Here is a 23,339-nt window from a genome sequence, read left to right as displayed (position 1 = left end):
TTAATAGCTAACATATGAAAGTTATTCATGAGTATTAAAGCCGGCCTTGTTGGACTTCCTAATGTTGGAAAATCAACATTATTTAATGCACTAACTAAATCAAGTATTCCCATGGAAAATTATCCTTTTTGCACAATAGATCCTCATATTGCCATCACTGAAGTACCTGACATACGCCTAGAACAACTCAAAAAACTTTATAACTCTAATAAGATTATTCCAGCAACGGTGACCTTTGTTGATATTGCTGGACTTGTCAAAGGGGCTGCAACAGGAGAAGGGCTTGGAAACCAATTCTTAAGCAACATCCGCGAAGTTGATCTGATTTTACATGTACTGCGTTGCTTTGAAGATCCAAGCATTATCAGATCAACAGAAATTGATCCTATAGGTGACTTTGATATCATAATGGCAGAGCTCATGCTCAAAGATATCGAATCAATTGATAAAAGAATTCCAAAAGTAGAAAAACTACAAAAAGGAAAACTTACAGGTGCAGAAGAAAAAAGTCTTAATGATGAAATGAATCTGCTAAAAAGCGCACGCGCAAGTCTTGAAAAAGGCGATGCAACAACAACAAAAGAATTAGTACAAAAATCACCTGTTTCAACAGTATCACTTTTAAGTACTAAAAACTTTCTGATTATTGCAAATATCGCCGAAAAAGAATTGGAAAATAAACAATACTTAAACAATAAGTATTACCAAGCAGTTATTAGCCATTTTGGTTTAAATTATGTTATACCTATCAGCGCACGTGTTGAATATGAACTCACCCAAATGGATTCTCCTGATTGCCAAGAATTTATGAATATGATGGGCATTACTGAGCCTAGCCTTGATACTATTATAAAAAAAACATATGACAACCTTGGTCTCATAACATTTTTCACCTGCGGTCCCAAAGAAATTCATGCATGGCCAGTAAAAAAAGGCACAACAATTCGCCAAGCTGGCGGTGAAATACACTCTGATATAGAACGTGGATTTATCTGCTCAGAAACATTTAGCTGCAACGACTTAATTGCCCTAAAAACGGAACCTGCCATCAAAATAGCAGGAAAATTACGAATTGAAGGCCAAAATTATCTGGTTCAAGATGGTGACATCGTACACATACGTTTTAATGTATAGATATCAAAAATATTTCTTTTACATCGAATATTAGGAAATTTAGCACAACGATTTGGTTAGGTTCAATGAGACTATTGCCAAACCCTATTAATATGTATTACTATTATAATATAATCAATAGTCGAATAATAAAAAAATATAATCAAGGATTGAAAATGAAAATACAATTATATGTCTTTTTATTATCATTATTGGTTTCACAAAATACTATAACAAAACTTACCATTAATTATGGCATATCAACACATCAAAACCAACGCGATTATCAAGAAGATAGATTTACTAATAGTGCCATTAATAATGGACAATTTTTTGCTATATATGATGGACATGGTGGCGACAAAGTCTCTTCCTTTTTGGCAACTAATTTACACCGCTATTTCGGTGAATGCTTGAAAAACGAAACCAATAAAAAAAAATGCTTTTGAATGTGCATTTTTGCAAGCAGAAAAATATGCGCTTAAACATTTTAATGATGGCTCAACAGCTGTTGTTGTGTACATAGATGATAACAATAAATTACATTGTGCCTGGACAGGAGACTCACGTGCCGTACTAGAGAGCAATGGTAAGCTTGCTTTCGCTACACAAGACCATAAACCTGATAGTCCAAAAGAATTACAACGAATCTCTAAGGCTGGTGGTACTATTTATAAACATGGTGTTTGGCGTATTAATGGCTTAGCAATATCACGATCAATTGGAGATAAACCTTGTAAAATAAACGCTAAAGGGCAAATTATAGCAATTCCAGAATATGCAGCAATACAATTAACGCCTGAAAATCATTTTTTAATTATAGCCTCTGATGGATTATGGGATGTAATGAGCAATGAACAAGTAATAGATATTATTAAAAAGGAATTAAAAAATAACATATCCATAGCTCCTTCAATAAATATTATGGAAGATGTAGCAATAAAAATTCAAAACATAGCAATAAAAAAAGGTAGTAGTGATAATATAACAGTCTGTTTGATTAAATTCAGCTGGAATGAAATCAATAGTATTGAATCACATTCTATAATAAAAAAACTATGGAATTGGATTTGGAGCAAGTAATATACATGACACCAATAATATAACAAATATTGCAACGGAAAATTCTAATATGAAGTACAACCATTTGATTTGATGAAAATTTAAATAAACGATATATCACAAAAAAAATGCTTGGATATAAAAAAACACCTGTAGAATGGTTTAATAATAATTTACAGATGATTACACATTAATTTTTTACTTTATCATAGAAGTATAAAAATATAGATATATTTTATTCGGGGCTTTTTAAGCCCCTGTTTTTACTTTGCAACACTCACTGTAGCGGGACGAATTACTTTATCATGCATTATATATCCCTTTTGCAAAACTTGAACAATATCACCAGATACATGCTTATCTGATTCTACTTGAACAAGCGCTTCATGATACTTCGGATTAAATACAGAAAAGTCAGTGATTTCTTGTACACCAAATTTATCAAGGAGCTTTTCAAGTGATTGATAAATCATTTCAAAACCTGTAAGCCATGCAACCCCTTCAACCGTTTCACGTTTTTTTTCCTGCTCAAGAGCACGTTCAAAATTATCAATAATTGCTAAAATGTCTGTAAATACAAGTTTTTGTGCATTATAAACCCAATCATCCTTTTCTTGCAGGATTCTTTTTTTATAATTTTGAAAATCTGCGGTTAAAGATAAATATTTTTCAGTCCATTCTGCAATAGCTATTTGCGATTTTTCCAATTGTTCTTTTTCACTTATAGTGGGCTCTAGTTCAGTATCCATTGCGTTACTTGCACTGTTATTATCGCCAAAACCAAAAAATTTCTTAAACTTATCATTATCATTCATAATAAAAACCCCTTTAAACTATAATTTTCCCTAAAATAATACTTCTATTAAGTATACCATATGATCATAATCGAGCAAATACAGCCACATATTTTCCTTTTCATAATAAATTTTTTATAATTAAATAAAATACATTTGAAAGAAAGAATCCTATGAAACATCGCATTATTTACATAATAACAATAATTATAACACATTCAGCTTCTCTTAATTCTATTGATAATCCGCATTTCTATCGTGCTACTAATATGTTTCTGGAGCCAAGACTAGAACATGATTTTCTCAGCACATTTTATGCAACTCTTTCAGGAGGATCATCAAGTAAAGGTCGCTCATCCAATAATGATATTGTACCTTTATTGGATATTTATGGCACACAATCACTAGTAGAGCTAATTACTAATACTTCTTATTCAAAACCTAATAATTATTATGATTTTTTACTTACCGAAGTGGCAAAGTTGCCAAAAAGAACCAATTTTGGAAAAATTTCAATTGATGGATCATTCAGTATATTGGAAGCAAATCTCTCTTTTGCACAAAACTTTTCCAAAGGACTATTTTTTTTTTCTCATCTACCAGTTAGAAAATTAAAAATAGACTCTATAAACATTACTGATCTTTCACCTAATGATCATATATTACCAAATAAAAACAATTATGAATGGCAAGCTTTACTGCAAAACATTAACCCTCTTTTAATTCATTATCAATTAGATATATCCCCAACTACAAGCATAGGGGTAGGTGATTTGACATCATGGATGGGTTGGACACATAACTATCAAGAAACCACTATAATAGATTTTATAGATATAACTGCTATGTTAGGATTTCTTGCTCCTACAGGAAAGAAAAAGATAGAAAGCAAACTTTTTTCGTTACCAACAGGATACAATGGCCACTGGGGATTTCCCCTCTGTGTCATGTTGTCAGTTGGCTGCTATGAATGGGTAACTGTTGGTGCATATCTTAATTCACTTTTTTTTATTAAAAGCAATCGATTAATGCATCTCAAAACAGATACCTCACAAAGCGGGCTTATCAAACTTGCATCTGGTAATGTTTCTGTACACAAAGGACCACTTATCAATTCAGGCATTTATTGCAAAGCAGACCATGTTGGTCATGGTGTATCATGTACAATTGCTTATTCATTCGCTTCACAACAAAGGGAGCATCTAACGCAAAATAGTCCTATCGAATTCAATCGTACAATAATTAATTCAGACTCAATGCTTGCTGGATGGAATATGCATACGTTTAATTTTGCCCTCGAATATGATTTTACCCAAGAAAATGATACTGTTGGTAATCGTATTGGTCTTTTTTATAATCTTCAAGTAGCAGGAAAGAGAACCTTTAACACCAATTGCGCTGGCGGTAGCTATGGCCTTGATATTAGCTGGTATTTATAATATCTCTCAACAATATAAATTTTATCATTAATCATCTATAAAAATATTTTATTTTTTTATAGTACTAGCAATCTTTTTTTGCATTGATTGAATCATATCATCAGCACATAAAAGAAAATCTTGCGTTTTTGGGGTAATAACAACTAGCGCAAGCAATTGTTTAACCTTATCTAAAACAGCAATAAAATATGTTTTATCTCCTGAAATACACGATATATCTTCTTGATACATACGATTAATACAAAATTGAGTAAAAGCCAATCGTCCCAACATGCTATCAAAAGATAATAGCAGCTCATCGCTGCTACTATCAAAAACGTTAGCTAAAGCTTGCCATACATGCATTGATGATTCTAATCCTTTTTGATACCAGGTCATTGGAAAAATATAATCAAATAAAAAATTCATTTGGTATGTCTTAGTGCATGATGATGTAAATAAGATAATAAAAAAGCCGATCGTTACTAAACGAATGTAAAAATTTTTAAATTTCTTTTTCATTACGTTCTTTCTTATAACCATCATCCTTTTATGTAAATTGTTACAAGAATCAGACATATTTGTCAATAGATATTCAATTAGAATTTAATATTTAATAGAAAATACCCTGTTATTTATTAACAGAGTATTAATAATCAATAATTATTTTATTTAAAAAGGCAAATTTTCTTCAAAAGGAGGCTCATCTTGAAAATCAATTTCACCAGTCGAAGGAGCTTCTGATGTTTTCATAGTTTTTGTTGATTTAATACGTGTTTGAGCTTTTTCTAATTGAGCAAGCAAATCACGCTCAACTGCATTGTTCGGATTAAGTTGTATTTCAGCATCATCTATTATAGATGATCCAAATGAGGTTTCTGCTGAAACGCCATTAGATAAAAATACAACACGCTCAGCAACAATTGAATGTTTGTTGCGTTTTTGCCCCGTTGCATCATCCCATGAATCCAACTTAAGACGACCTTCAACCAAAACAGGTCGACCCTTTTGCAAATATTGACGACAACTTTCCGCTTGAGCACCCCAAACATCTACATCGATATAACATACTTCTTGCACTAAGCTGCCTGTTTGTTTATTTTTAAACTGTCGATTAGTAGCCAATCCGAGACGACATACCGCTTGTCCTGATGCAATATTGCGATATTCAGGATCTCTTGTTAAATTACCAACCATAATCACACGATTAAATGCCGCCATTTTTAATCCTTTCACTCACCCTAAGATGTATAATAAATAATATATTTTATAATGTCGTTCTATTTGATAATAACAGAAAAATAGCTTTTGCTAAGCACTATTTTTTTTTATCAAACCCAAAAATGAATACTTTTTAAACATATCATCAATTATTCTACGTTTTGCTGCAACATCTAATTCCTGGGATTTAATTTTTTCAAGATCTTGAATAAAATTACGTTGAATATTATCCTGTGTTGGCAAAACTGCCTGCGCTTGTTTTTTCAAATTATATATTAAATAAAGCATTTTGCCATGATGCTCATTATCAAGCGGCTTTGTTTGATCAAGAAAAAGAGAGCTTATATTAACTAAGGCGATTCGTAGCGCACTATAATCTTTTGTAGTAATTTTTTGGTAACCACCGTACATTAACCCCCCAATAAAAGTCGCCGGCATAAGAAGCAAGAGTTTTGCCACCCCCGCAAACTGTTTTTCTTGACCTACAGCACCACTTAATATAAGTAATTCGAAAAATTTCATGGTTCCACGACCAGAATTAAGAAGATCTGTCGGTTTAGCTAAGAAATTATAAAGTGGTTGTTCTTTACCTTCTATAAAGGCTAAAAACTTCAGATATTCTGTATAATCATTATCCTCTAAGCCTTTAAGAATTTTATTCTTACTACCCTTATCAATGCCATATTTTTTACTCATGTCAACTACGAAATCCTTAGTTAATTCTAATATTGTTGCACGAGTACGTAACAATACACTATCTTCACCCGCTTGTCGTCCCCCAAATACATCTTCTACAATGTTTTTTACTGGATTTATGATATAAAAACCAAAATTACTCTTTGCAGAACCCAAAGATGTTTTCAACTGATCGAAAGAATTATATCCATAGCCAAGCGCTAGCATCAATGCTCCATATTTGAGCCAATTTTGTTCAAAACGCGCAGGAATTTTAGTCTCGTTAACTTCCAGCAAAAGATCATCTTTAAATTGATCCACTTTTTTAAGTTTTAATAATAACTGATTAGCTCGTATAAGAAACAATGGCTTATCATCTGTTTTTTTATCCGTCGTTGTTGATATTCGTATTAATGTGTTTAACAGAGCATCTATCCATTCGTAACATTTTTTATCATCATGTATAAAAACATTTTTGTGTTCTTCTTCAAAAACATTACCTTGCAATGCAAGCAATCCCACAAGAGCAAATAGTTCTCCCTGATAACTCTCTAATTTCTGAAGATTATTTTCTATCTCTTCACTTTGAGGTGCGCCCATAAACCATTTAAGCGGATTTTTAGTAAAAAAATATTTCAGTTGATGATCTTTTTGGTACTGCCAATATATGAGACGATTATCAATTTCTCGCAACGCCTCTAATAATTGTATATATGCATTATCATATAAAATATATGCACATTTTGTTAATATATAACTTTTTTTCTTTTCATATTCTTCTCTAGATGCCACGTCACCCACAGGAAGATCGTTAATGATGTTTTGTACCGTTATAATCGCCTGTGATACTGTTTTAACAGTTAATTGCTGTTCAGAACTTTTTAATCGTAAAGTAAAATTTTTTAATAAACTTGCCGCACTATAACTTCGACAACCAATAAATATACATAAAATAATTATTGCTCTGTTTATATATAATTTCACTAATTTTCCTTTTTCCTTATGAAATCTTTCTTTATCTATAATTATAACGAACTAATTATATCGCAATCTACATTATGCTGAAAAAGACTAATATACATCTCGTCGTTTTTTATTATTAAAAAAAACAATTATGAAATAACTCGCCCCAAAAATGTATATTTATTAAACATATTTTCAATAATACCGCGCTTTTTTTGCACGGAGTATTGTTTTGATTCAAGTTTTACTACATCAATTAAGAATTCATGAGACAAAGAATCCTTCAAAGAAGAAGATTTATTTCTTAATTTAAAAATCAAATATACTAATTTTCCATAATCATGATCATCAATCTGTTCGGCTGATTCTATCAATAAAGAATTAACTTCAGCAAGCGCAATGCGAATTGGCGAATAATTACGCGTAGTAGCCCATTTATATGTCCTCACAACACTAATACATGCTGCAGCTAATGGGGTGAATGCAGCAAGCTTTGCTGTCCAAAAATTATTTTTAACAAATGCACCTATAATTTTTCCACTATCAGAAATCAATAACCCTATTGCCTTAACCAAAGGAAGAATTTTTTTATCAATAAGATCTGGGTATTCCTGTAATATTTTAAATAAATTATCTAATCCTAAGAGAATACGCACTTCTTCTTGATCAAGGCGATTGTCATAGTACCAAAATGATGTATTTTCACATAATGCATTAAAACTTTCAAAGTTATTTTTTTTTACATCTTTCATAATATCTTCAGCATTATCAATCTTCATATGTTGCAATCTTTTTTCCAATAGATCTTCAGCATATTCTCGTAAAGATTGAGCGCTTTGCTGCGTTGCCTCGGCAACGTTTGCCTCAATAGAATTAGCCAATCTTTCTATATCAATAACGCGATTTTCAATTTCTTCAACTGAACTACGTGAATCTCTTCCAAAAAAAACCTGATATAAATCCGTCATTGGATCAACTATCACGCTATGCCCTATTACGAAGATAAAATTAACTGTTGTGTGAAAGGATTCTGGCAGCACATCTGGATTGGCTGCATGATAATGCATTACATAGTTGGTTAATGCCACCATTGTCATATATATTATCCAGTTACGAGTAAAATGATTTGGTTTTTTACTAGAAATAGTTGCGGTAAAAAAATCTTTTTTTAAAATATCACTATATTTAATTTTTGATTCTAATGTAGCTGCAATATATTCAAATTGTATATCGTTATGCCCATAAATAGATTTCTCTTTAATGCATGATAACAATCTAAGAAATTTTTCCAACCACATATAACAATGATCATAAGAAAGGTCCCCTTCAGCAAATATATGTAGATGTTCAGTCAATAAACCTAACTTAGTATATAATTCTCTTTGCTTACGCTCTAATCGATTTATATTAGATAAAACTTCTTTTTCTTGAGGTTTACCCTTAAGCCATTTAATAGGTGGTTTTCTAAAAAAATAAGTTATTGGATGATTCTTTTGATACGACCAATAAATAATTCTATTATCAATTTCATATAAAATATTTAAAAGTTGATTGCGTACATCATCACAAATAACCTGAGCGCATATTAGTAAAAGAGCACTCGATATTTGTTCATATTTTTTATATTCATCAGAATTAGCGTCAGATTCATAGGTAACCATTGATTGATGAGCAGAACGTGTTCGGGAAAGCAATGTTAATATAGAAAATTTGTCATAATTTTTGAAAAGAAAATATAACTCTTTTTTATATGTTACATTATGGTCATTGATATTACAGTGCGATCCTTGCAAACAACGTATATCAGCGTTTTTGACATACCTAATAACCGCTTGCTTAAATTCCAAGATAGGTTTATACATCAATTTTTGAGAAACCATCTTAATAATATGCGTCTGTGCAGAGTTTAAAAAAACACTTTCTTCAGCCCATATATTGCTACTATAAAAAATTAAAAAGAATAAAGATAACAATTTAAAAGACAACAACTTCCTCCGTAATTTCCCAATAAAAATAGATATTACCTATTAACTCTATATGTAATTATACCAGAAAAATAAATTACTACATCTTTTCGATCTTATTCAGATTGAAACATTACTTCATGCGGCTTTAGAAGTATCTGTATCTTTTGTAGTTCATCATTACAACATTTTAATTGATGTAATAATTTTTTATTTTTTTCATATAACTCTGTTCTTTCCGTTTTATCTAATATGTTTTTTTCGCCATCAACATATGCATTAACCTTTTTCAAAGAATTTCTTGTTATTAAAAAAATTGCCTTTGATATGTCTGCCAAAAGACCAGTTATATCTGTACTTACAACAATAATATCAGCATTAAGCTCTATACATTGTTGTTCAGAAAAATATTTTTTTATTTTTGGTTTAATAAAATCTTGCTCTATTGTATAAATAAGAGAAACACAAATAACAACGATACCTGCAATAAACATTTTTTTCATTTTTGATAACCTTCATTAATAAGCATGCGCAATCCAATACATGTATACTGACCAAATGCTGCACTAATAAAAAATATTAAAACACCCAGCATGGTATAATAAGTCTTCATTGGTATCCAACAAAAAAAATAACATGCAAAAAGCCACATAATAAAAATCATTTGGATACATGTCGTTATTTTTCCTAAAACTGTTGGCTGAACATTTAAATGTCCACGAAAGTAATAAATAATAGACGCTCCTATTATTTGTATCAACTCCTTGCTTACTACAAAAAATACAAACCATCGTGGTATCAAAAGCAATGGGGTAGAAACAAATGCTAATGTAAAAAAACATGCCAATAAAAGTAATTTATCAGCTATAGGATCTAAACATGCACCAAGAAATGTTTTTTCATTTAATAAACGAGCCAAAAGCCCATCAATAACATCCGTAAAACAGGCAAAAACAAAGAAAAAAAATGCACTGCCCCACCAACCAAAAATCATAGTACCAACAATAACTGGCACTAAAAGCATCCGTAAAACGGTAAAAAGCGTGGGAATAGTAATACGCTTTTCCGCATCAGGAAGATGTTTAAATATATGCAACGTAAATTTAGTAAGATTAATCTTTTTCATGAATGCTATATAGCGACGCTTGCTTAACGTCATTAGTAATACAATGATATAACTTAAGATAATTATAGCATAAGAACATTCATTTAACACGCTCTATTGATTAAAATTATGTAAATGTGGAAGAAATTACTCCACTGCCAAGACAAATATCCTCTTCATAGAATACTGCATATTGACCACTAGCAATTCCTTGATCACGATCAGAAAGTTTCACGAGGGCTTTATTCTCAGAAATATATTTTATAACTGATTGATACCGATGGACACCATGACGCAATTTGACTGACAATATTTCTTTTTCACTTTGTATTCCAGAAATCCAATGAAATTGCTCTATAAAAAATGAATTTCGCTTTTTTTCAACATCATAATAATTACGAGAAATAAAAATGATGTTTTGTAGTATATCTTTTGCAACAACATACCAAGGACCACCACCCAACCCAAGCCCTTGTCGCTGACCAATCGTATAAAACCAAAAGCCATCATGCTTACTCATAATTTTACCTGTTTCATATTCAATCATTAATCCAGATTGCGTACCAAGATGATGTCTAATAAAGTCACTAAATTTAAATTTACCCAAAAAACAGATTCCCTGACTATCTTTACGATCTTTATTGGGCAAATCAAACTGATGAGCCAGCGCGCGCAATTCACTTTTCTGCAGATGCCCAATAGGAAACATTACGCGTTTAAGCTGCTTTTGGTTTAAATGAGACAAAAAATAAGTTTGATCTTTAACAACATCTGGTGATTGAAATAACTCAACAATGCCATCTTTTTCTCTAACCTGAGCATAATGACCAGAAGCAACTTTAACAAAACTTTCATCAATTTTATCTAGAAAAAGACCAAATTTAATCCGCTGATTGCATAAAATATCGGGATTTGGGGTACGACCCGCCTTAACCTCAGCAATAGTGTAAGCTACAACTTCATCCTTGTATTCTTTCTGCAATGAAACAATCTCAAGGGGTACATCAAGTTGCTGACAAACTTTTTTGACAAACAATAAATCATCTTCCCATGGACACTCGCCAAGATATGCCAACTCATCTTCTAACCAAATTTTAAGATAAAAAGCGGTAACATCATGACCTTGGTTTTTAAGCAATTGAAGTGCAACTGAGCTATCAACGCCTCCAGAAACAAGAACTGCAACTTTCATCTTTGTATAAACCTTTTAAATATTCACCAGAGATATTTTTTATTAGTATAACAGAAAACTGGAATTATTTAATGACAATCCAGCTATTATTTAAATAATAAGGTATATCTTTTACTTGAATTTCAGATTGATAATAACAGTTCAATGATATAAGCCAAAGCGATACTGCCCATTGGATAAGTGCAAATACATGACAAAGAAAAAAACTGCATCTGTACAAAACTCTTTCGATTACTTTATGCGGCATGAGATACTTTATGTACCATTCATTTTACCTACAAAGGAATTAACAATGATTTTGTTACTACTATTCGCTTTTTTTGCAGGATTTATAACAATATTATCCCCTTGTATTCTTTCTATCGCACCAATTTTACTTGCAGCAAGCATGCAGCACAATTACTACAAACCACTTGGTATTATTACCGGCGTTATTATTAGTTTTTCATTCTTTACGCTAACGTTAACAGCAATCATTCAAGCCACCGGTATATCACCTAATATTTTTCGCTATATCGCACTGAGTATTATTATATTTTTTGGCCTAACTATGATTATTCCAGCACTTGAAAATGCGTTTATTATCATCACTAATCGCATATCACGGATCGGAAATGTGATAGAACACCAATCAACATTCATAAAAACAGAATTTATTAGCGGTCTATTATTAGGTATAGCATTAGGTTTAATTTGGACTCCCTGCGCCGGACCTATTTTAGCCACAATTACCAGCATTGCCGCAACAAGCGGTATTACTTTAACTACTATTCTGCTAACGTGCGTATATAGTATTGGTGCAGCATTACCAATGCTTATTCTTTGCTTTGGTGGAACAAAAATAATGCAATCAACAACTAGCTTAATTCCCTATACACATATCATTCGACAAGTATTTGGTATAATTATTATTGTCAGCGCAGTAGCAATTATTATGCATGTTGATACTTTTATTCAAGAAAAAATTGCACATTTTTTTCCAAATATTTCTATCGAAAATAACGATCGTTTACAGAAGGAATTAAACATGCTTCATCTATCAAGTGAAACATCATCTGGAATGATTGCACCAGAATTTGTTGGTATTACAGCCTGGATCAACTCAGAACCATTAACACTTGCTCAACTTAAAGGCAAAGTTGTTCTTGTTGATTTTTGGACATATACCTGTATCAATTGTATTCGTACGTTACCACATATTACCGAATGGTATACCAGCTACAAGGATAAAGGATTAGAAATAATTGGTGTCCATACGCCGGAGTTTGCCTTCGAAAAAGATGAATCGCATGTACAAGATGCAGTTAAACGATTTAATATAACCTATCCCGTGGCACTTGATAATGACTATCAAACATGGCGCGCCTATAATAACCTCTACTGGCCAGCGCACTACTTAATTAATCAACAGGGTATAATTGTTAAAACACATTTTGGCGAAGGTAATTATGTAGAAATGGAAGATGCACTACGCGCCTTACTTAATTTACCACCATGCCAAAAAACAGAAGAATGCGCATCTACTAAACCGCTTACTCCTGAAACGTATCTTGGCTTTGAACGTGGCGATAAATATCATTCCTCATTGCACATACAGCAAAATAAATCTACCTATTACACCTCAACAAAAGACCTTGATGCTGATCAAGTTAGTCTTAGCGGCCAATGGACCGTAAGGAGTGACTGTATACATAGTGACAATAATACCAACGAACTATCTTTGAATTTTATGGCTACGCATGTGTATCTTGTTATGAAATCAGATAAACCGCAGCTTATAACACTGTTGCTTGATGATAAACCTATTCCACATAACTATTACACTAAGGATATGAACAGTGAGGGAAAAATCCTTGTACACCAACCTCGTATGTATGAATTACTTGATTTAAAAAATGATTATGGACGTCATACACTTACATTACAATGCCCGCAAGGAATTATTGCATACGTATTTACATTTGGCGGAGAAAATGAATTAAATAAAAGCTAAACAATTACAATATCTGTGCGTTTAAGTAAACCAGAAAGTTCTTCTAATTGAATCCCTTTTGTTTTAATACATCGCATAGTAATTATATTATATATCAGACAAACAAATACATACAATCCCGTTATGCAACCAATAGAAACAAGAGGATTTTTTGCCAATGAGGGAAAACAAAAAAACATACATTTTCCTATGCCGCAAGAAGCACTTCCCAAGAATAAAAAAATAGCAGTAACGGTATCTCGATCACGTTCATTACCACTATTAAGTGAATCTAGCACTTCTTTGATAGATAAAATACTAATAGAAGATAACATGCTACCACTCAAATATATTAAAGGATTTACTATATAAAAAAAAGGAGTCGGCCACCATTTCACTGGATCTGCTTGATCTAAAAGGGAAAATTTAAAATTAAAATTTGTATCGCCTGTTTTTATATACTCATTTTTTAAAAATATATTTAATAATTCAAATTGTTTATTTTGTTTTTCTAGTATTAAATTTGAATTAACTATATTCTGATCAATCGACGCAAACCAGCATTTTTCTTCGAAAATTAACTTTGATATAAAAGGCGCCAAAAGTAAGGGTAACGCACTAAATTGAGATTTACTAAATTCTTTTATTATATTATTCAATGTAAATTTTTTATAAAATTGGTAGTTTATGTTCATGTCTTGCTGAAAGGAGTTTTGAAATTTTTTAGCAATTTTATCTATAGCCATTAATGAAGTTTTAGTAGCAATCACATTCGGATTATTTATTGTTCTATTTCTAATAAAAAGAGAATAATAATCACCTGTAAAAAGAGAATAATCATCACCTGGTGAATTATATCTTGACTGAATTAAATCACTTAACCATGTATTAACAGTAGGAATTTCTTCTAATAATATAAGGATATTTTCTGACGTAAAATTGGAATTATTTTTACATAATCTATTGAAATAAATGTTATCTGCAGCTATTTTAAAGGCATTTGAATAGGAATAATCTATTGAAATAGGTATCTTCAAAAACTTTTCCACTTCTTCTTTGTTTTGATCTAATAATTCCAATGCAATTTTTTTTTGTAATTCTTGTGGTAATAAAATGGCCACATTAAATAGTGCTAATAAACGTTCATCGTTAGTGTTTTTTATAGCTTGTTGTACTTCTTGCTGGTGGTTATTAGACAGTGCTTTCCACCATTTTTTTGATTGATATAAGCTAATACAAGGAAATCCATGTAAACTTTTAAAGGTCACTATTTGTTCTTGCACACAAGGTTGTAATGCACCATTCACCATTTGAACATTGTTGGTAACTATAGCGATTAACAAAAATAGTACTATTTTCTTAACAATAAAGATTAATTTATTTACGACGTATATCATGTGTATTAATAATTATTTCATAGATAACAAATAATTCTTCTTTACAATTATATATCTAATTAATATTTTTTAAATTAATATTTCATTGATCTCTTTAAGTTCTTTAATTCTTACGCGTGCAAAACCATGATTTGGCGAATGCATTACATATATTTTTGATAAAAAAATATCGGATTGCCAACCATAAGAAACTTTGATTTTATCAGCGAATAAACTATATGTTATTTTCCCAACAAAACAAACCACTTGAGGTTTATATTTTTTAATAACTGACAACAAACGTTTTCGTCCCGGAATAGCTTCTACTCTTTTAAGTTCCGATGCCATTCGTGATGGTCTATCTACAACATTTAATAAACCAAAATGATATTTTTTTTTAAATGATTGCAGATAAAGTTTTTTTAGTTGCGCTTCATCTTGTAATATTTCACGCGGCTCGGTCAAAAGTCCTGCTGCATGAAGAAGATACCAAAACATTTTATTATTAGAAAAAGGAACTCCGCGTCTATCTGAACCGGGATGAGGATTAACTCCTATAAATAAAATTTTCAAACCATAACCAACTTGATATTTTATCATATTTTTTTACTTATCATCTATCAAGTCGATATACTTTTTTTATATGAATTTTTAATGATTTTATTATTCATTTTTCTTTTTTTCAATAGTTCCAATTTTTTCTTCAGCAGGAGCATATATAGTAAACAACTTAAGATCCCCGGAGCCAATATTTTTGAAATTATGTTTTGTACCAGAAGGGACAAATACTAAGTGGCCATATTCAACATCCGAAACAATATCATTTATAATAGCCTGCCCAGAACCTTCTACAAAGACTAGTATCTGATCTACTGAATGAATTTCTTCTCCGATATCTTGACCTTCAGGAATACACATGATTACAACTTGGCTATGTAATCCTGTAACAATTTCTTTTCTATATAATGTATTTTGTAAGGTGATATCAAAAATATTTTTATTAAAAAATTCTTTTGTTTCTATTTTCATCTATGTTCCTTTTTTTTATTACACTTTAGTCTAGCTCCAGTAAAAATATCAATAAGAGATATAAATTTATTTTTAAAATCAAAAAACTTTTGTTAAGCTCAAATCACTTTTTAAGATGCAAGCAATCACTACCTAGTAATTAAGGATTATAATGAATATTTTTTCTGGAAATTCTCTCTGGCAATTAGTGTGCCAAGCAGATTCAATTAGCAAAATTGTATTGCTCATATTATTTCTTATGTCTGTACTTTGTTGGACCGTTTTTATCGGTAAGCTTGCATTGTTATGCATCAAAGAACGTCAATTTAAAAAAATAAATAAAAAAGTTGAAATGGCAAAAAATATTACTGATCTTATTGAAATTACTACAAGAGAACAAGTTTCAACTCCTCATTATTTTATTTTTAAAAATATATTATTTTTAAAAGAAATAATGCATGGTAATCTTAATCAACAAATTACGGATAATGAATGGGAACTTTTAGAAAGAAATATCGAAAATTCAGTTGAAACAATACTACTACATAATGAAGAATATCTTACATTATTATCATCAAGTGCTGCTGTTGCACCCTTGCTTGGCCTTTTTGGTACGGTATGGGGCCTTGTGCATTCTTTTATGCGTATTAGCGAAACACAAGTTGCAGATATTACAACGATTGCTCCTGGTATTGCAGAGGCACTCATTACCACGCTGGCGGGACTAATTATTGCCATTCCAGCTCTTATTATGTTTAATTATCTACATACTAAAACACGTTCACTTGAGCATAGCCTTATCCTACTAGCCGATCGAGTAATATTTATTATGCATCAACTTCGAGAAAGGTAATAAAATGCGTCGCATGAATAGACGATTAACTCGACAAAAAAATAGCTTAACTGATCTTTCGATGACGCCATTGATTGATACGGCTTTAACATTACTAATTATTTTTATGATCGCAACGCCAATATTACAAAACGCTATTAAGGTAACATTGCCACGTGGAAACACACAAGAAAATGCTTCCAGCCAGCAAAATGAACTCATTATATTTATTGATAAAAATAGTGAGTTTTATATCAACAATATAAAAACTGCAAAAATTGATCTTATTGCGCACCTAAAAAAAATAATCGGTGATGATCACGAAAAAACAGTATATGTAAAAGCTGATACAGAAATTTCTTACGGAACAGTGATTGAATTAGTTGATGACATTAAATATATTGGTGGTATAAAATATGTGGCTCTGGCAACACAAAAACATTCAAAAACGACATCTTCTTTGGGCTAAACTTTTTAGCATCTGCTTTTTTTCACATTTTATTTTTTTATTTTTGTTATTTTGCATGTACCGTGATCATCACTACACAATTTCACTACATAAAAAATTAGATTATTCTGCACCAATTATATTTGTACCATGTGGCACATCTCTACAAACAACACACACTAAAAATAGTACAAATAAAACATCGTCACCAAAACCAAAAATAATGCAAACAAAAACTTTAACAAATGCACTCAATAAAGTAGTAAACATACAAAAACCAACGACTATTGCAAATGTCGAACAAAAAAAAATAGTAGAACCATTACCGATTACTCATAATAAACAAAATAGTAATACAACAAATACCGAACTAAAAAAAGAGATCCCAAAAAAACCTGTAGTAGCAAAAACACCTATCGCTCAAGCTCTTGATATACAACAAACAATTAAACAAATAATTCCTAAAGATGCGCAAATATCCTATAATTATCGTGAAGCTGAAGCGTTGCGTTGTAATGCACAATTACAAAAAGAATTGGTACAACAATGGAAACCACCATTTGGCGTATCGGCAGAATGTTCCTGCGATATATCTTTTTTTGTTAATAAGCGTGGCGTAATAGAAAATTTAAAAATAACCAAGGCATCTGGAGTAATGATGTATGATATTTCGGCACGTCAAGCACTTTTTTCAATGAAAATGCCACCATGGACATATGGAAAATCAATTATAATAAATTTTAAACAATAAATTACGCAATGAGTAAATGGAAATGAAAATAAAAAATTTATGTATAGTATTATTACTACTTATTACGATATGCACGCTACCAGAAGAAATAACCCTTATGGTGTCAAATGCACAACCCACACACATGCAAATTGCAATTTTAATGCTCAATAACAATAATAATGAACTAAAAGATGTAGCAATAACTATCAAAAAAGATTTAGAGTTTACTGATCAATTCAAATTAAACATACAAGAAATTTCTGAGCAACTATCAAAAAAAGAACTGCGAAAAAAGATCCTTCATTATGGTGCTATCGGTACTCCGATAGTATTATGTATCAATATAGATTCTTCTGAAAATATTGAATGGAGATTATATGAAACGATGCAATGTACTATGATTCAGGGAAAAAAATATAAAAAAAATGGAAATATAGCGCGATCCTGTGCGCATGCTGTTGCTGACGAGTTATATAAAACACTCACCGCTAATGATGGTTTTTTTTCTTCACGATTAGTATATTGCAAAGATGTGAATAATAATAATAAAGGACTTACGGTAAGAAAAATTTACGTAGCTGATTTTGATGGTTCCCATGAAGAACTTCTTGTTGACACTTCTACCATTACTGTTGCGCCGCGTTGGCATATAACAAAACCCTGTGTTTATTATTCCGAATATGCCGATACTAACGTTCGCCTTATATCAAGCACTATGAATAAAAAAAACGATATTATATCTAGTTTTGATGGTATTAACATGCTTATGACTTTTTCACCTAATGGAAAATCTGCTTATTGCTCATCACGAGGAAATGGAAGTTGCCAAATTTATTTACAAGAAAATAATATTTTGAAACGATGCACTAAAAACAGTGGAAATAATACTTCTCCCATCTTTCTCGATGAAGATCGATTATGTTTTTGTTCAGATTTTCAAACAGGTAATCCACAAATTTATATTGCTAACCTTAAAACTGGACATATTCAACGAATTACCAAAGGAGGTTATTGTACATCACCAAATTATTGTTTAAAAACTAATAAAATTGTTTATCATAAAATGATACAGAGAACTATGCAAATTATGATATATAATTGTGCGACAAAAGAACATGTGCAAATAACTTCAACAAACGGAAATAAACATGAAGCAAGTTGGTCACCCGATGGCACACAGATTTTATTTGCACATGAGGTTCCTAATAAAACAAGTCGTTTAGCTTCACTTAATTTATTAACTAATAAAACAAAATATATAACAGGTGAACACGAACAATGCAGTTACCCTCACTGGGGACCCATTTATACGAAATTTCCTGTAGTAACTTAAAAAATTTAAAATCGACAAAATTCACAATGATGGTATAATAAAATGGTTAAAAATGGTATTTTTACAATATAGTATGTCTTTAAACCTCAAAAACAAATGAATTTATATGAAAAAAAATAAAAATAATATTTCGTGGACCCCTAGCCCAAAAAATATAAAAAACATACTCCTCGTATTTATTATACTTGCAGGAGTATTATTAGTACTTTATAAGTTGACCGAATTAGCAAGAAACGTTCAAATTGTTTCCTATTCAACATTTTTAGAAAAAGTCGATCAAGACTTAGTCAAAAAAGTATACGTATCAGGTCAAGATGTTGAAGGAATCTTTACCGATGGAACTCGATTTGAAACTGTTGTCGGTAATAATGCAAATGATTGGGATCGTTTACGTATGCATGGCGTAGAGTTTTCGATAATCTCTCCATCAAATCAATTAGGCATTTGGTATCTTTTCCTTTTTTCATGTTTGTTTGTGGCCATTTGGGCCATTTGGTATTTTGTTCGCTCTCGTAATGCTGGCAATAGCGGCGGTGGTAATATTTTTACTATGGGAAAAAGTGGTGCTCGTATGTTTTTGCCTTCAAGCATTAAAGAAAATTTTAATTCTGTTGCTGGTGCAGATGAAGCAAAAGAAGAGCTCGCTGATGTCATAGATTTTTTGAAAAATCCAAAAAAATATCAACGACTCGGTGCAAAAATTACTCGTGGGATCCTTTTAATTGGCGAACCTGGAAATGGTAAAACTTTATTAGCACGTGCAGTTGCCGGTGAAGCAAACTGTCCCTTTTTTAGCATCAGCGGATCAAATTTTATTGAAGTTTTTGTTGGTGTAGGCGCAGCACGCGTTCGTGATCTCTTTGCACAAGCACGTAAACATTCTCCAAGCATTATTTTTATTGATGAAATTGATGCAGTGGGACGTCATCGTGGAAGCGGTATGGGTGGAGGAAATGATGAACGTGAGCAAACTCTTAATCAATTACTTGCTGAAATGGATGGTTTTGAAGTATCTCCCTCGCCCATCATTGTTATAGCCGCAACAAATAGAGTTGATGTATTAGATAAAGCATTGTTACGGCCAGGACGATTTGATCGTCGTGTTACTGTACCATATCCTGATCTAAAAAGTCGTGAATCTATTTTAACCGTGCATATCAAGAATATAAAAGTAGAAAAAAATCTTGATGTAAAAAAAATTGCTCAAGGAACCCCGGGGTTTTCTGGAGCTGATCTTGCAAACTTAGTCAATGAAGCCGCAATAAATGCATCAAAAAAAGAAGATGCTAATTTAGTCACGATGGCTGATTTTGAGGAAGCTCGGGATAAAATAATGCTTGGAAAAGAAACAAAAAGTATTATGCTCACCACCGAGGATAAAAAACTCATAGCATATCATGAAGCAGGTCATGCTCTTGTACGTCTTTTATTACCAGAAACATCCGATCCATTGCATAAGGTGACTATTATCCCCCGTGGATCTGCATTAGGTGTAACTCATTTTTTACCAGAACGTGAAAAATACATCACTACTAAAGAAGAAATGGAAGCATCAGTTATGTCGGCACTTGGTGGTCGTGTTGCAGAAGAAATTATATTTAATACACTTACCACTGGCGCTTATAGTGATTTTCAAGCAGCAAATCGTATCACTCGTAACATGGTCTGCAAATACGGTATGTCTCCGGACCTTGGTACTATAATTTATAGTCAACAGCATGGTGAATTCGAATATTCTCAAAAAACAGCTGAAAAAATTGATGCTGAAGTTCAACGATTAACCGCATTATATCACGAGAAAACTCGTAAATTGCTTGAAGACAATCTCGACAAACTTGATCTTCTTGCTAATGCATTAATTGAAAAAGAGACCTTGCATGCTGATGAGATTTATGAATTATTAGGTATAACTCCTCGGGAATCTCATAAATTTAACTAAACGCACTTGTAAATTTTTCTCTTTTTGTTATGTTAAAAGTAAGTAAATAGACTTTAGGAAAGGTAAACATCATGTCAAGAATTTGTTCAGTATGTTCAAAAGGACCACAGGTAGCAAACTTAGTAAGTAATGCTAATAATAAAGTAAAGCGTTGGGTATATCCAAACGTACACAGAATACGGTACACATTAACGGGTGATGCTCATAAACATGTTCATCATTCAAAAGTCTGCACAAAGTGTATGAAAGCAGGCAAAATTAAGAAAGTTGTTTAATATAATAGGATCAAGGTCAAACAATTATGGCAAATATAAAATCTGCAAAAAAACGTGTTCTACAAACAGCAAAACGTCAATTGCGCAATCAAGCAAGAAAATCTTCTGTTAAAACAGCTATTAAAAAAGTAGTTACCGCAATTGAAACAGCTGACATCGAGACTACAAAGTCACTATTAATACTTGCAGAAAGCAAAATTGCTCGCGCAAAAGGTAAAGGCCTTATGCATCGCAATACAGCTGCTCGCAAAATCAGTAAATTAGCAAAAAAAGTTGCTGCTGCTACAAGAACAGCGTAATATAGTACAAAATTGAATACATAATCCCATTTGTGATTACTTACAAATGGGATTATGTATTTATTCGGATATAAAGTCTTTTGAAAATTTCACGAGCAACCTTGTTTTTCTGGTTGTTTTTTACTCATTATTCATCTTCGTTATTTTATCGAACATTATTTTTACCACAAATCTATGATTATTATGATGAGTAAAAAATCAAATGCTATGCAAAAGCGCTATCGATCAAGCAATTAAAAAGTTGAAACATTAAAAATGCGATAGAATAAAACTAAAAAAAGAGATTAAAAAACAACTTAAAATTATATAGATTAAATTTCCTTATCAAGATTCCTACGGCATAAAGGACACTTTTTATATTCATACTCCATATCCTTATAACAATTTATACACAGGAAATGCTCTAGGTGGCGATTAACACATGGAATATTATATAAATCATAATTATGCGTGTTGCACAGAATACATTTTTGCTGCCAGAATATTAATAATAAAGTGTTTAATATTTGAAAGCCGGAATTTAAATGTATTTGATACGTATTTATGTTAACTACTGCGCCATAAGCAAGTAGCTTTGATACTTTTTCTGGATGATCTAAAAAAACTGCAAAAGCTAATGGCGTATTGCCAAAATTATCATAAACATTTACCCGTGCACCACCCTTTAATAATTCTAAATATCTATCATCGTATGTATATAGAATTGCTTGACACAATAAAGGCATTCCATCCTCACCACGTACATCAAGATCAAATCCCACATGTACTAATTTTTTCATATAATCATATGCATTATTATTTTTTCTTATCAAAGCTAATTGATCAGGTGTCAACCCATCTCCCAATTTACTATTCAGGAACTGGGGCGGCAGCGTAACGAATTTGCGCGCGAAAAGTTGATCAATATAAGGATTCTTATTATCATGAAGCAACTTCGGATTATCGTGTAATAGATTTACCACCGCATCAAAAGAGTTATCTTGTAAGGATGTTATCAATTGAAGTTTAGTATTATCTTTGTAGTTGATTGTTGGATTCATTGTATAATTATTCACTACACTGACCAAACTCATTAATAACAAATACCTTTTCATTTTACCTCATCTACATAAATATACACTAATAAAAATCAATACCTATGTAGTAATATAATAAAAATTATCCATTTAACCAACTAGTAAATAATTAGTTATGCAAAAAAATATCTCTCGAAATGATGTCATTCTTATATAAATATGCAAGCCATGATGCAATCCATCCAATAGTAAACATAGATTCTTTTTTGTATTTAACCTTATACATATCAAAATCTTTTTGTAAATACGTAATAATATTATTACGTATTTCATATTCAACCATCCAACCTAAAAACAATAATAACGTAGATGATTCAAAATCGTATTTCCTTTCAACATAGCGTATTGTACTACCGGTGGTTACGCCAACACAACCACTCAACACTAATGAAAGTATGTATGATGCAGCATATGATGAATAGAGTTTTTTTTGTGTATTAAATTTATATTCCGCCATCGATGTAATCGGCACACTAGATAAAAAGAATGCAACAGTAAACATCATTGCTCGCATATTCATATTTCTATATCCTTCATATCT

General features: G+C 31.5%; 25 protein-coding genes. 12 read left to right on the top strand and 13 right to left on the bottom strand.

Annotation, left to right across the window (positions count from 1 at the left end):
• Positions 1-27: 27 nt before the first annotated feature.
• The 3 genes from ychF to VLB80_01220 all read left to right on the top strand — a co-directional run bounded on the left by ychF (position 28) and on the right by VLB80_01220 (position 2,196).
• Complete coding sequence (gene ychF, locus VLB80_01230; protein ID HSC24823.1) at positions 28-1,134, top strand: redox-regulated ATPase YchF; 1,107 nt, start codon at positions 28-30, stop codon at positions 1,132-1,134.
• A gap of 155 nt (positions 1,135-1,289) precedes the next feature.
• Complete coding sequence (locus VLB80_01225; GenBank protein ID HSC24822.1) at positions 1,290-1,562, top strand: PP2C family serine/threonine-protein phosphatase; 273 nt, start codon at positions 1,290-1,292, stop codon at positions 1,560-1,562.
• A gap of 10 nt (positions 1,563-1,572) precedes the next feature.
• The gene (locus tag VLB80_01220) at positions 1,573-2,196 is read left to right on the top strand and encodes a PP2C family protein-serine/threonine phosphatase (GenBank protein ID HSC24821.1); all 624 of its coding nucleotides are present in this window, start codon (positions 1,573-1,575) and stop codon (positions 2,194-2,196) included.
• 242 nt (positions 2,197-2,438) lie between these two features.
• Here VLB80_01220 and VLB80_01215 read toward each other — a convergent pair whose 3' ends face one another.
• Positions 2,439-2,990, bottom strand: a complete 552-nt coding sequence (locus tag VLB80_01215) for a nucleotide exchange factor GrpE (GenBank protein ID HSC24820.1) — start codon at positions 2,988-2,990, stop codon at positions 2,439-2,441.
• 152 nt (positions 2,991-3,142) lie between these two features.
• Here VLB80_01215 and VLB80_01210 point away from each other — a divergent pair, with 152 nt between their 5' ends.
• Positions 3,143-4,408 carry a hypothetical protein gene (locus VLB80_01210; protein HSC24819.1) on the top strand — a complete coding sequence of 422 codons (1,266 nt, stop codon included), beginning with the start codon at positions 3,143-3,145 and terminating at the stop codon, positions 4,406-4,408.
• Positions 4,409-4,456: 48 nt separating this feature from the next.
• Here VLB80_01210 and VLB80_01205 read toward each other — a convergent pair whose 3' ends face one another.
• From VLB80_01205 to mnmA, 7 genes are all read right to left on the bottom strand, one after another.
• The gene (locus tag VLB80_01205) at positions 4,457-4,909 is read right to left on the bottom strand and encodes a hypothetical protein (protein HSC24818.1); all 453 of its coding nucleotides are present in this window, start codon (positions 4,907-4,909) and stop codon (positions 4,457-4,459) included.
• A gap of 150 nt (positions 4,910-5,059) precedes the next feature.
• Positions 5,060-5,608 (bottom strand): single-stranded DNA-binding protein, encoded by a 549-nt coding sequence (gene ssb / locus VLB80_01200; protein HSC24817.1) that lies wholly within the window; start codon positions 5,606-5,608, stop codon positions 5,060-5,062.
• Between the two features lie 90 nt (positions 5,609-5,698).
• Positions 5,699-7,267 (bottom strand): hypothetical protein, encoded by a 1,569-nt coding sequence (locus tag VLB80_01195; GenBank protein ID HSC24816.1) that lies wholly within the window; start codon positions 7,265-7,267, stop codon positions 5,699-5,701.
• Between the two features lie 128 nt (positions 7,268-7,395).
• Entirely contained in the window at positions 7,396-9,231 is a 1,836-nt protein-coding gene (locus VLB80_01190) for a hypothetical protein (GenBank protein HSC24815.1), read from the bottom strand.
• A 95-nt stretch (positions 9,232-9,326) separates the two neighbouring features.
• Positions 9,327-9,713, bottom strand: coding sequence for a hypothetical protein (locus tag VLB80_01185; protein ID HSC24814.1), 387 nt, complete (start codon positions 9,711-9,713; stop codon positions 9,327-9,329).
• Entirely contained in the window at positions 9,710-10,369 is a 660-nt protein-coding gene (locus VLB80_01180; protein ID HSC24813.1) for a CDP-alcohol phosphatidyltransferase family protein, read from the bottom strand. The genes VLB80_01185 and VLB80_01180 overlap by 4 nt, the downstream gene beginning before the upstream one ends.
• 73 nt (positions 10,370-10,442) lie before the next feature.
• Positions 10,443-11,507 (bottom strand): tRNA 2-thiouridine(34) synthase MnmA, encoded by a 1,065-nt coding sequence (gene mnmA, locus VLB80_01175; GenBank protein ID HSC24812.1) that lies wholly within the window; start codon positions 11,505-11,507, stop codon positions 10,443-10,445.
• Between the two features lie 190 nt (positions 11,508-11,697).
• On the opposite strand from mnmA, the gene VLB80_01170 reads away from it, so the two are divergent.
• Positions 11,698-13,500, top strand: coding sequence for a cytochrome c biogenesis protein DipZ (locus VLB80_01170; protein ID HSC24811.1), 1,803 nt, complete (start codon positions 11,698-11,700; stop codon positions 13,498-13,500).
• On the opposite strand, the gene VLB80_01165 is transcribed toward VLB80_01170, so the two are convergent.
• From VLB80_01165 to VLB80_01155, 3 genes are all read right to left on the bottom strand, one after another.
• Positions 13,497-14,876 (bottom strand): hypothetical protein, encoded by a 1,380-nt coding sequence (locus VLB80_01165; protein ID HSC24810.1) that lies wholly within the window; start codon positions 14,874-14,876, stop codon positions 13,497-13,499. The genes VLB80_01170 and VLB80_01165 overlap by 4 nt on opposite strands.
• A gap of 69 nt (positions 14,877-14,945) precedes the next feature.
• Positions 14,946-15,455 (bottom strand): mismatch-specific DNA-glycosylase, encoded by a 510-nt coding sequence (locus VLB80_01160; GenBank protein HSC24809.1) that lies wholly within the window; start codon positions 15,453-15,455, stop codon positions 14,946-14,948.
• A 63-nt stretch (positions 15,456-15,518) separates the two neighbouring features.
• Positions 15,519-15,884 (bottom strand): cupin domain-containing protein, encoded by a 366-nt coding sequence (locus tag VLB80_01155; GenBank protein ID HSC24808.1) that lies wholly within the window; start codon positions 15,882-15,884, stop codon positions 15,519-15,521.
• Positions 15,885-16,035: 151 nt separating this feature from the next.
• On the opposite strand from VLB80_01155, the gene VLB80_01150 reads away from it, so the two are divergent.
• The 7 genes from VLB80_01150 (at position 16,036) to rpsT (ending at position 21,722) form a co-directional block, all read left to right on the top strand.
• Positions 16,036-16,716 (top strand): MotA/TolQ/ExbB proton channel family protein, encoded by a 681-nt coding sequence (locus VLB80_01150; protein HSC24807.1) that lies wholly within the window; start codon positions 16,036-16,038, stop codon positions 16,714-16,716.
• A 13-nt stretch (positions 16,717-16,729) separates the two neighbouring features.
• Entirely contained in the window at positions 16,730-17,164 is a 435-nt protein-coding gene (locus tag VLB80_01145; GenBank protein ID HSC24806.1) for a biopolymer transporter ExbD, read from the top strand.
• Complete coding sequence (locus VLB80_01140) at positions 17,112-17,894, top strand: TonB C-terminal domain-containing protein (GenBank protein ID HSC24805.1); 783 nt, start codon at positions 17,112-17,114, stop codon at positions 17,892-17,894. Before VLB80_01145 ends, VLB80_01140 begins: the two co-directional genes overlap by 53 nt.
• Positions 17,895-17,916: 22 nt before the next feature.
• Complete coding sequence (locus tag VLB80_01135; protein ID HSC24804.1) at positions 17,917-19,209, top strand: hypothetical protein; 1,293 nt, start codon at positions 17,917-17,919, stop codon at positions 19,207-19,209.
• A gap of 106 nt (positions 19,210-19,315) precedes the next feature.
• Entirely contained in the window at positions 19,316-21,148 is a 1,833-nt protein-coding gene (gene ftsH, locus VLB80_01130) for an ATP-dependent zinc metalloprotease FtsH (protein ID HSC24803.1), read from the top strand.
• A gap of 71 nt (positions 21,149-21,219) precedes the next feature.
• Positions 21,220-21,423 (top strand): 50S ribosomal protein L28, encoded by a 204-nt coding sequence (gene rpmB, locus VLB80_01125; GenBank protein HSC24802.1) that lies wholly within the window; start codon positions 21,220-21,222, stop codon positions 21,421-21,423.
• A gap of 26 nt (positions 21,424-21,449) precedes the next feature.
• Positions 21,450-21,722, top strand: coding sequence for a 30S ribosomal protein S20 (rpsT, locus tag VLB80_01120; protein HSC24801.1), 273 nt, complete (start codon positions 21,450-21,452; stop codon positions 21,720-21,722).
• A gap of 311 nt (positions 21,723-22,033) precedes the next feature.
• On the opposite strand, the gene VLB80_01115 is transcribed toward rpsT, so the two are convergent.
• Positions 22,034-22,816 (bottom strand): ankyrin repeat domain-containing protein, encoded by a 783-nt coding sequence (locus VLB80_01115; protein ID HSC24800.1) that lies wholly within the window; start codon positions 22,814-22,816, stop codon positions 22,034-22,036.
• Between the two features lie 91 nt (positions 22,817-22,907).
• A complete protein-coding gene (locus tag VLB80_01110; protein HSC24799.1) occupies positions 22,908-23,318 on the bottom strand; it encodes a hypothetical protein in 411 nt (136 codons plus the stop codon).
• Between the last annotated feature and the right edge of the window lie 21 nt (positions 23,319-23,339).

Source organism: Candidatus Babeliales bacterium (assembly GCA_035455925.1).
Lineage (GTDB): Bacteria > Babelota > Babeliae > Babelales > Vermiphilaceae > SOIL31.
Note: the sequence above shows the minus strand (reverse complement) of the source record. Positions and strands in the feature narration are given on the sequence as shown.

What these genes read in the sequence shown, in the direction of transcription:
- ychF (HSC24823.1), top strand. Translation starts at nt 28, where the DNA reads ATGAGTATTAAAGCCGGCCTTGTTGGACTTCCTAATGTTGGAAAATCA.
- VLB80_01225 (HSC24822.1), top strand. Translation starts at nt 1,290, where the DNA reads ATGAAAATACAATTATATGTCTTTTTATTATCATTATTGGTTTCACAA.
- VLB80_01215 (HSC24820.1), bottom strand. Translation starts at nt 2,990, where the DNA reads ATGAATGATAATGATAAGTTTAAGAAATTTTTTGGTTTTGGCGATAAT.
- VLB80_01210 (HSC24819.1), top strand. Translation starts at nt 3,143, where the DNA reads ATGAAACATCGCATTATTTACATAATAACAATAATTATAACACATTCA.
- VLB80_01205 (HSC24818.1), bottom strand. Translation starts at nt 4,909, where the DNA reads ATGAAAAAGAAATTTAAAAATTTTTACATTCGTTTAGTAACGATCGGC.
- ssb (HSC24817.1), bottom strand. Translation starts at nt 5,608, where the DNA reads ATGGCGGCATTTAATCGTGTGATTATGGTTGGTAATTTAACAAGAGAT.
- VLB80_01185 (HSC24814.1), bottom strand. Translation starts at nt 9,713, where the DNA reads ATGAAAAAAATGTTTATTGCAGGTATCGTTGTTATTTGTGTTTCTCTT.
- VLB80_01180 (HSC24813.1), bottom strand. Translation starts at nt 10,369, where the DNA reads ATGACGTTAAGCAAGCGTCGCTATATAGCATTCATGAAAAAGATTAAT.
- mnmA (HSC24812.1), bottom strand. Translation starts at nt 11,507, where the DNA reads ATGAAAGTTGCAGTTCTTGTTTCTGGAGGCGTTGATAGCTCAGTTGCA.
- VLB80_01170 (HSC24811.1), top strand. Translation starts at nt 11,698, where the DNA reads ATGACAAAGAAAAAAACTGCATCTGTACAAAACTCTTTCGATTACTTT.
- VLB80_01165 (HSC24810.1), bottom strand. Translation starts at nt 14,876, where the DNA reads ATGATATACGTCGTAAATAAATTAATCTTTATTGTTAAGAAAATAGTA.
- VLB80_01160 (HSC24809.1), bottom strand. Translation starts at nt 15,455, where the DNA reads ATGATAAAATATCAAGTTGGTTATGGTTTGAAAATTTTATTTATAGGA.
- VLB80_01155 (HSC24808.1), bottom strand. Translation starts at nt 15,884, where the DNA reads ATGAAAATAGAAACAAAAGAATTTTTTAATAAAAATATTTTTGATATC.
- VLB80_01150 (HSC24807.1), top strand. Translation starts at nt 16,036, where the DNA reads ATGAATATTTTTTCTGGAAATTCTCTCTGGCAATTAGTGTGCCAAGCA.
- VLB80_01145 (HSC24806.1), top strand. Translation starts at nt 16,730, where the DNA reads ATGAATAGACGATTAACTCGACAAAAAAATAGCTTAACTGATCTTTCG.
- VLB80_01140 (HSC24805.1), top strand. Translation starts at nt 17,112, where the DNA reads ATGTGGCTCTGGCAACACAAAAACATTCAAAAACGACATCTTCTTTGG.
- VLB80_01135 (HSC24804.1), top strand. Translation starts at nt 17,917, where the DNA reads ATGAAAATAAAAAATTTATGTATAGTATTATTACTACTTATTACGATA.
- ftsH (HSC24803.1), top strand. Translation starts at nt 19,316, where the DNA reads ATGAAAAAAAATAAAAATAATATTTCGTGGACCCCTAGCCCAAAAAAT.
- rpmB (HSC24802.1), top strand. Translation starts at nt 21,220, where the DNA reads ATGTCAAGAATTTGTTCAGTATGTTCAAAAGGACCACAGGTAGCAAAC.
- rpsT (HSC24801.1), top strand. Translation starts at nt 21,450, where the DNA reads ATGGCAAATATAAAATCTGCAAAAAAACGTGTTCTACAAACAGCAAAA.
- VLB80_01115 (HSC24800.1), bottom strand. Translation starts at nt 22,816, where the DNA reads ATGAAAAGGTATTTGTTATTAATGAGTTTGGTCAGTGTAGTGAATAAT.
- VLB80_01110 (HSC24799.1), bottom strand. Translation starts at nt 23,318, where the DNA reads ATGAATATGCGAGCAATGATGTTTACTGTTGCATTCTTTTTATCTAGT.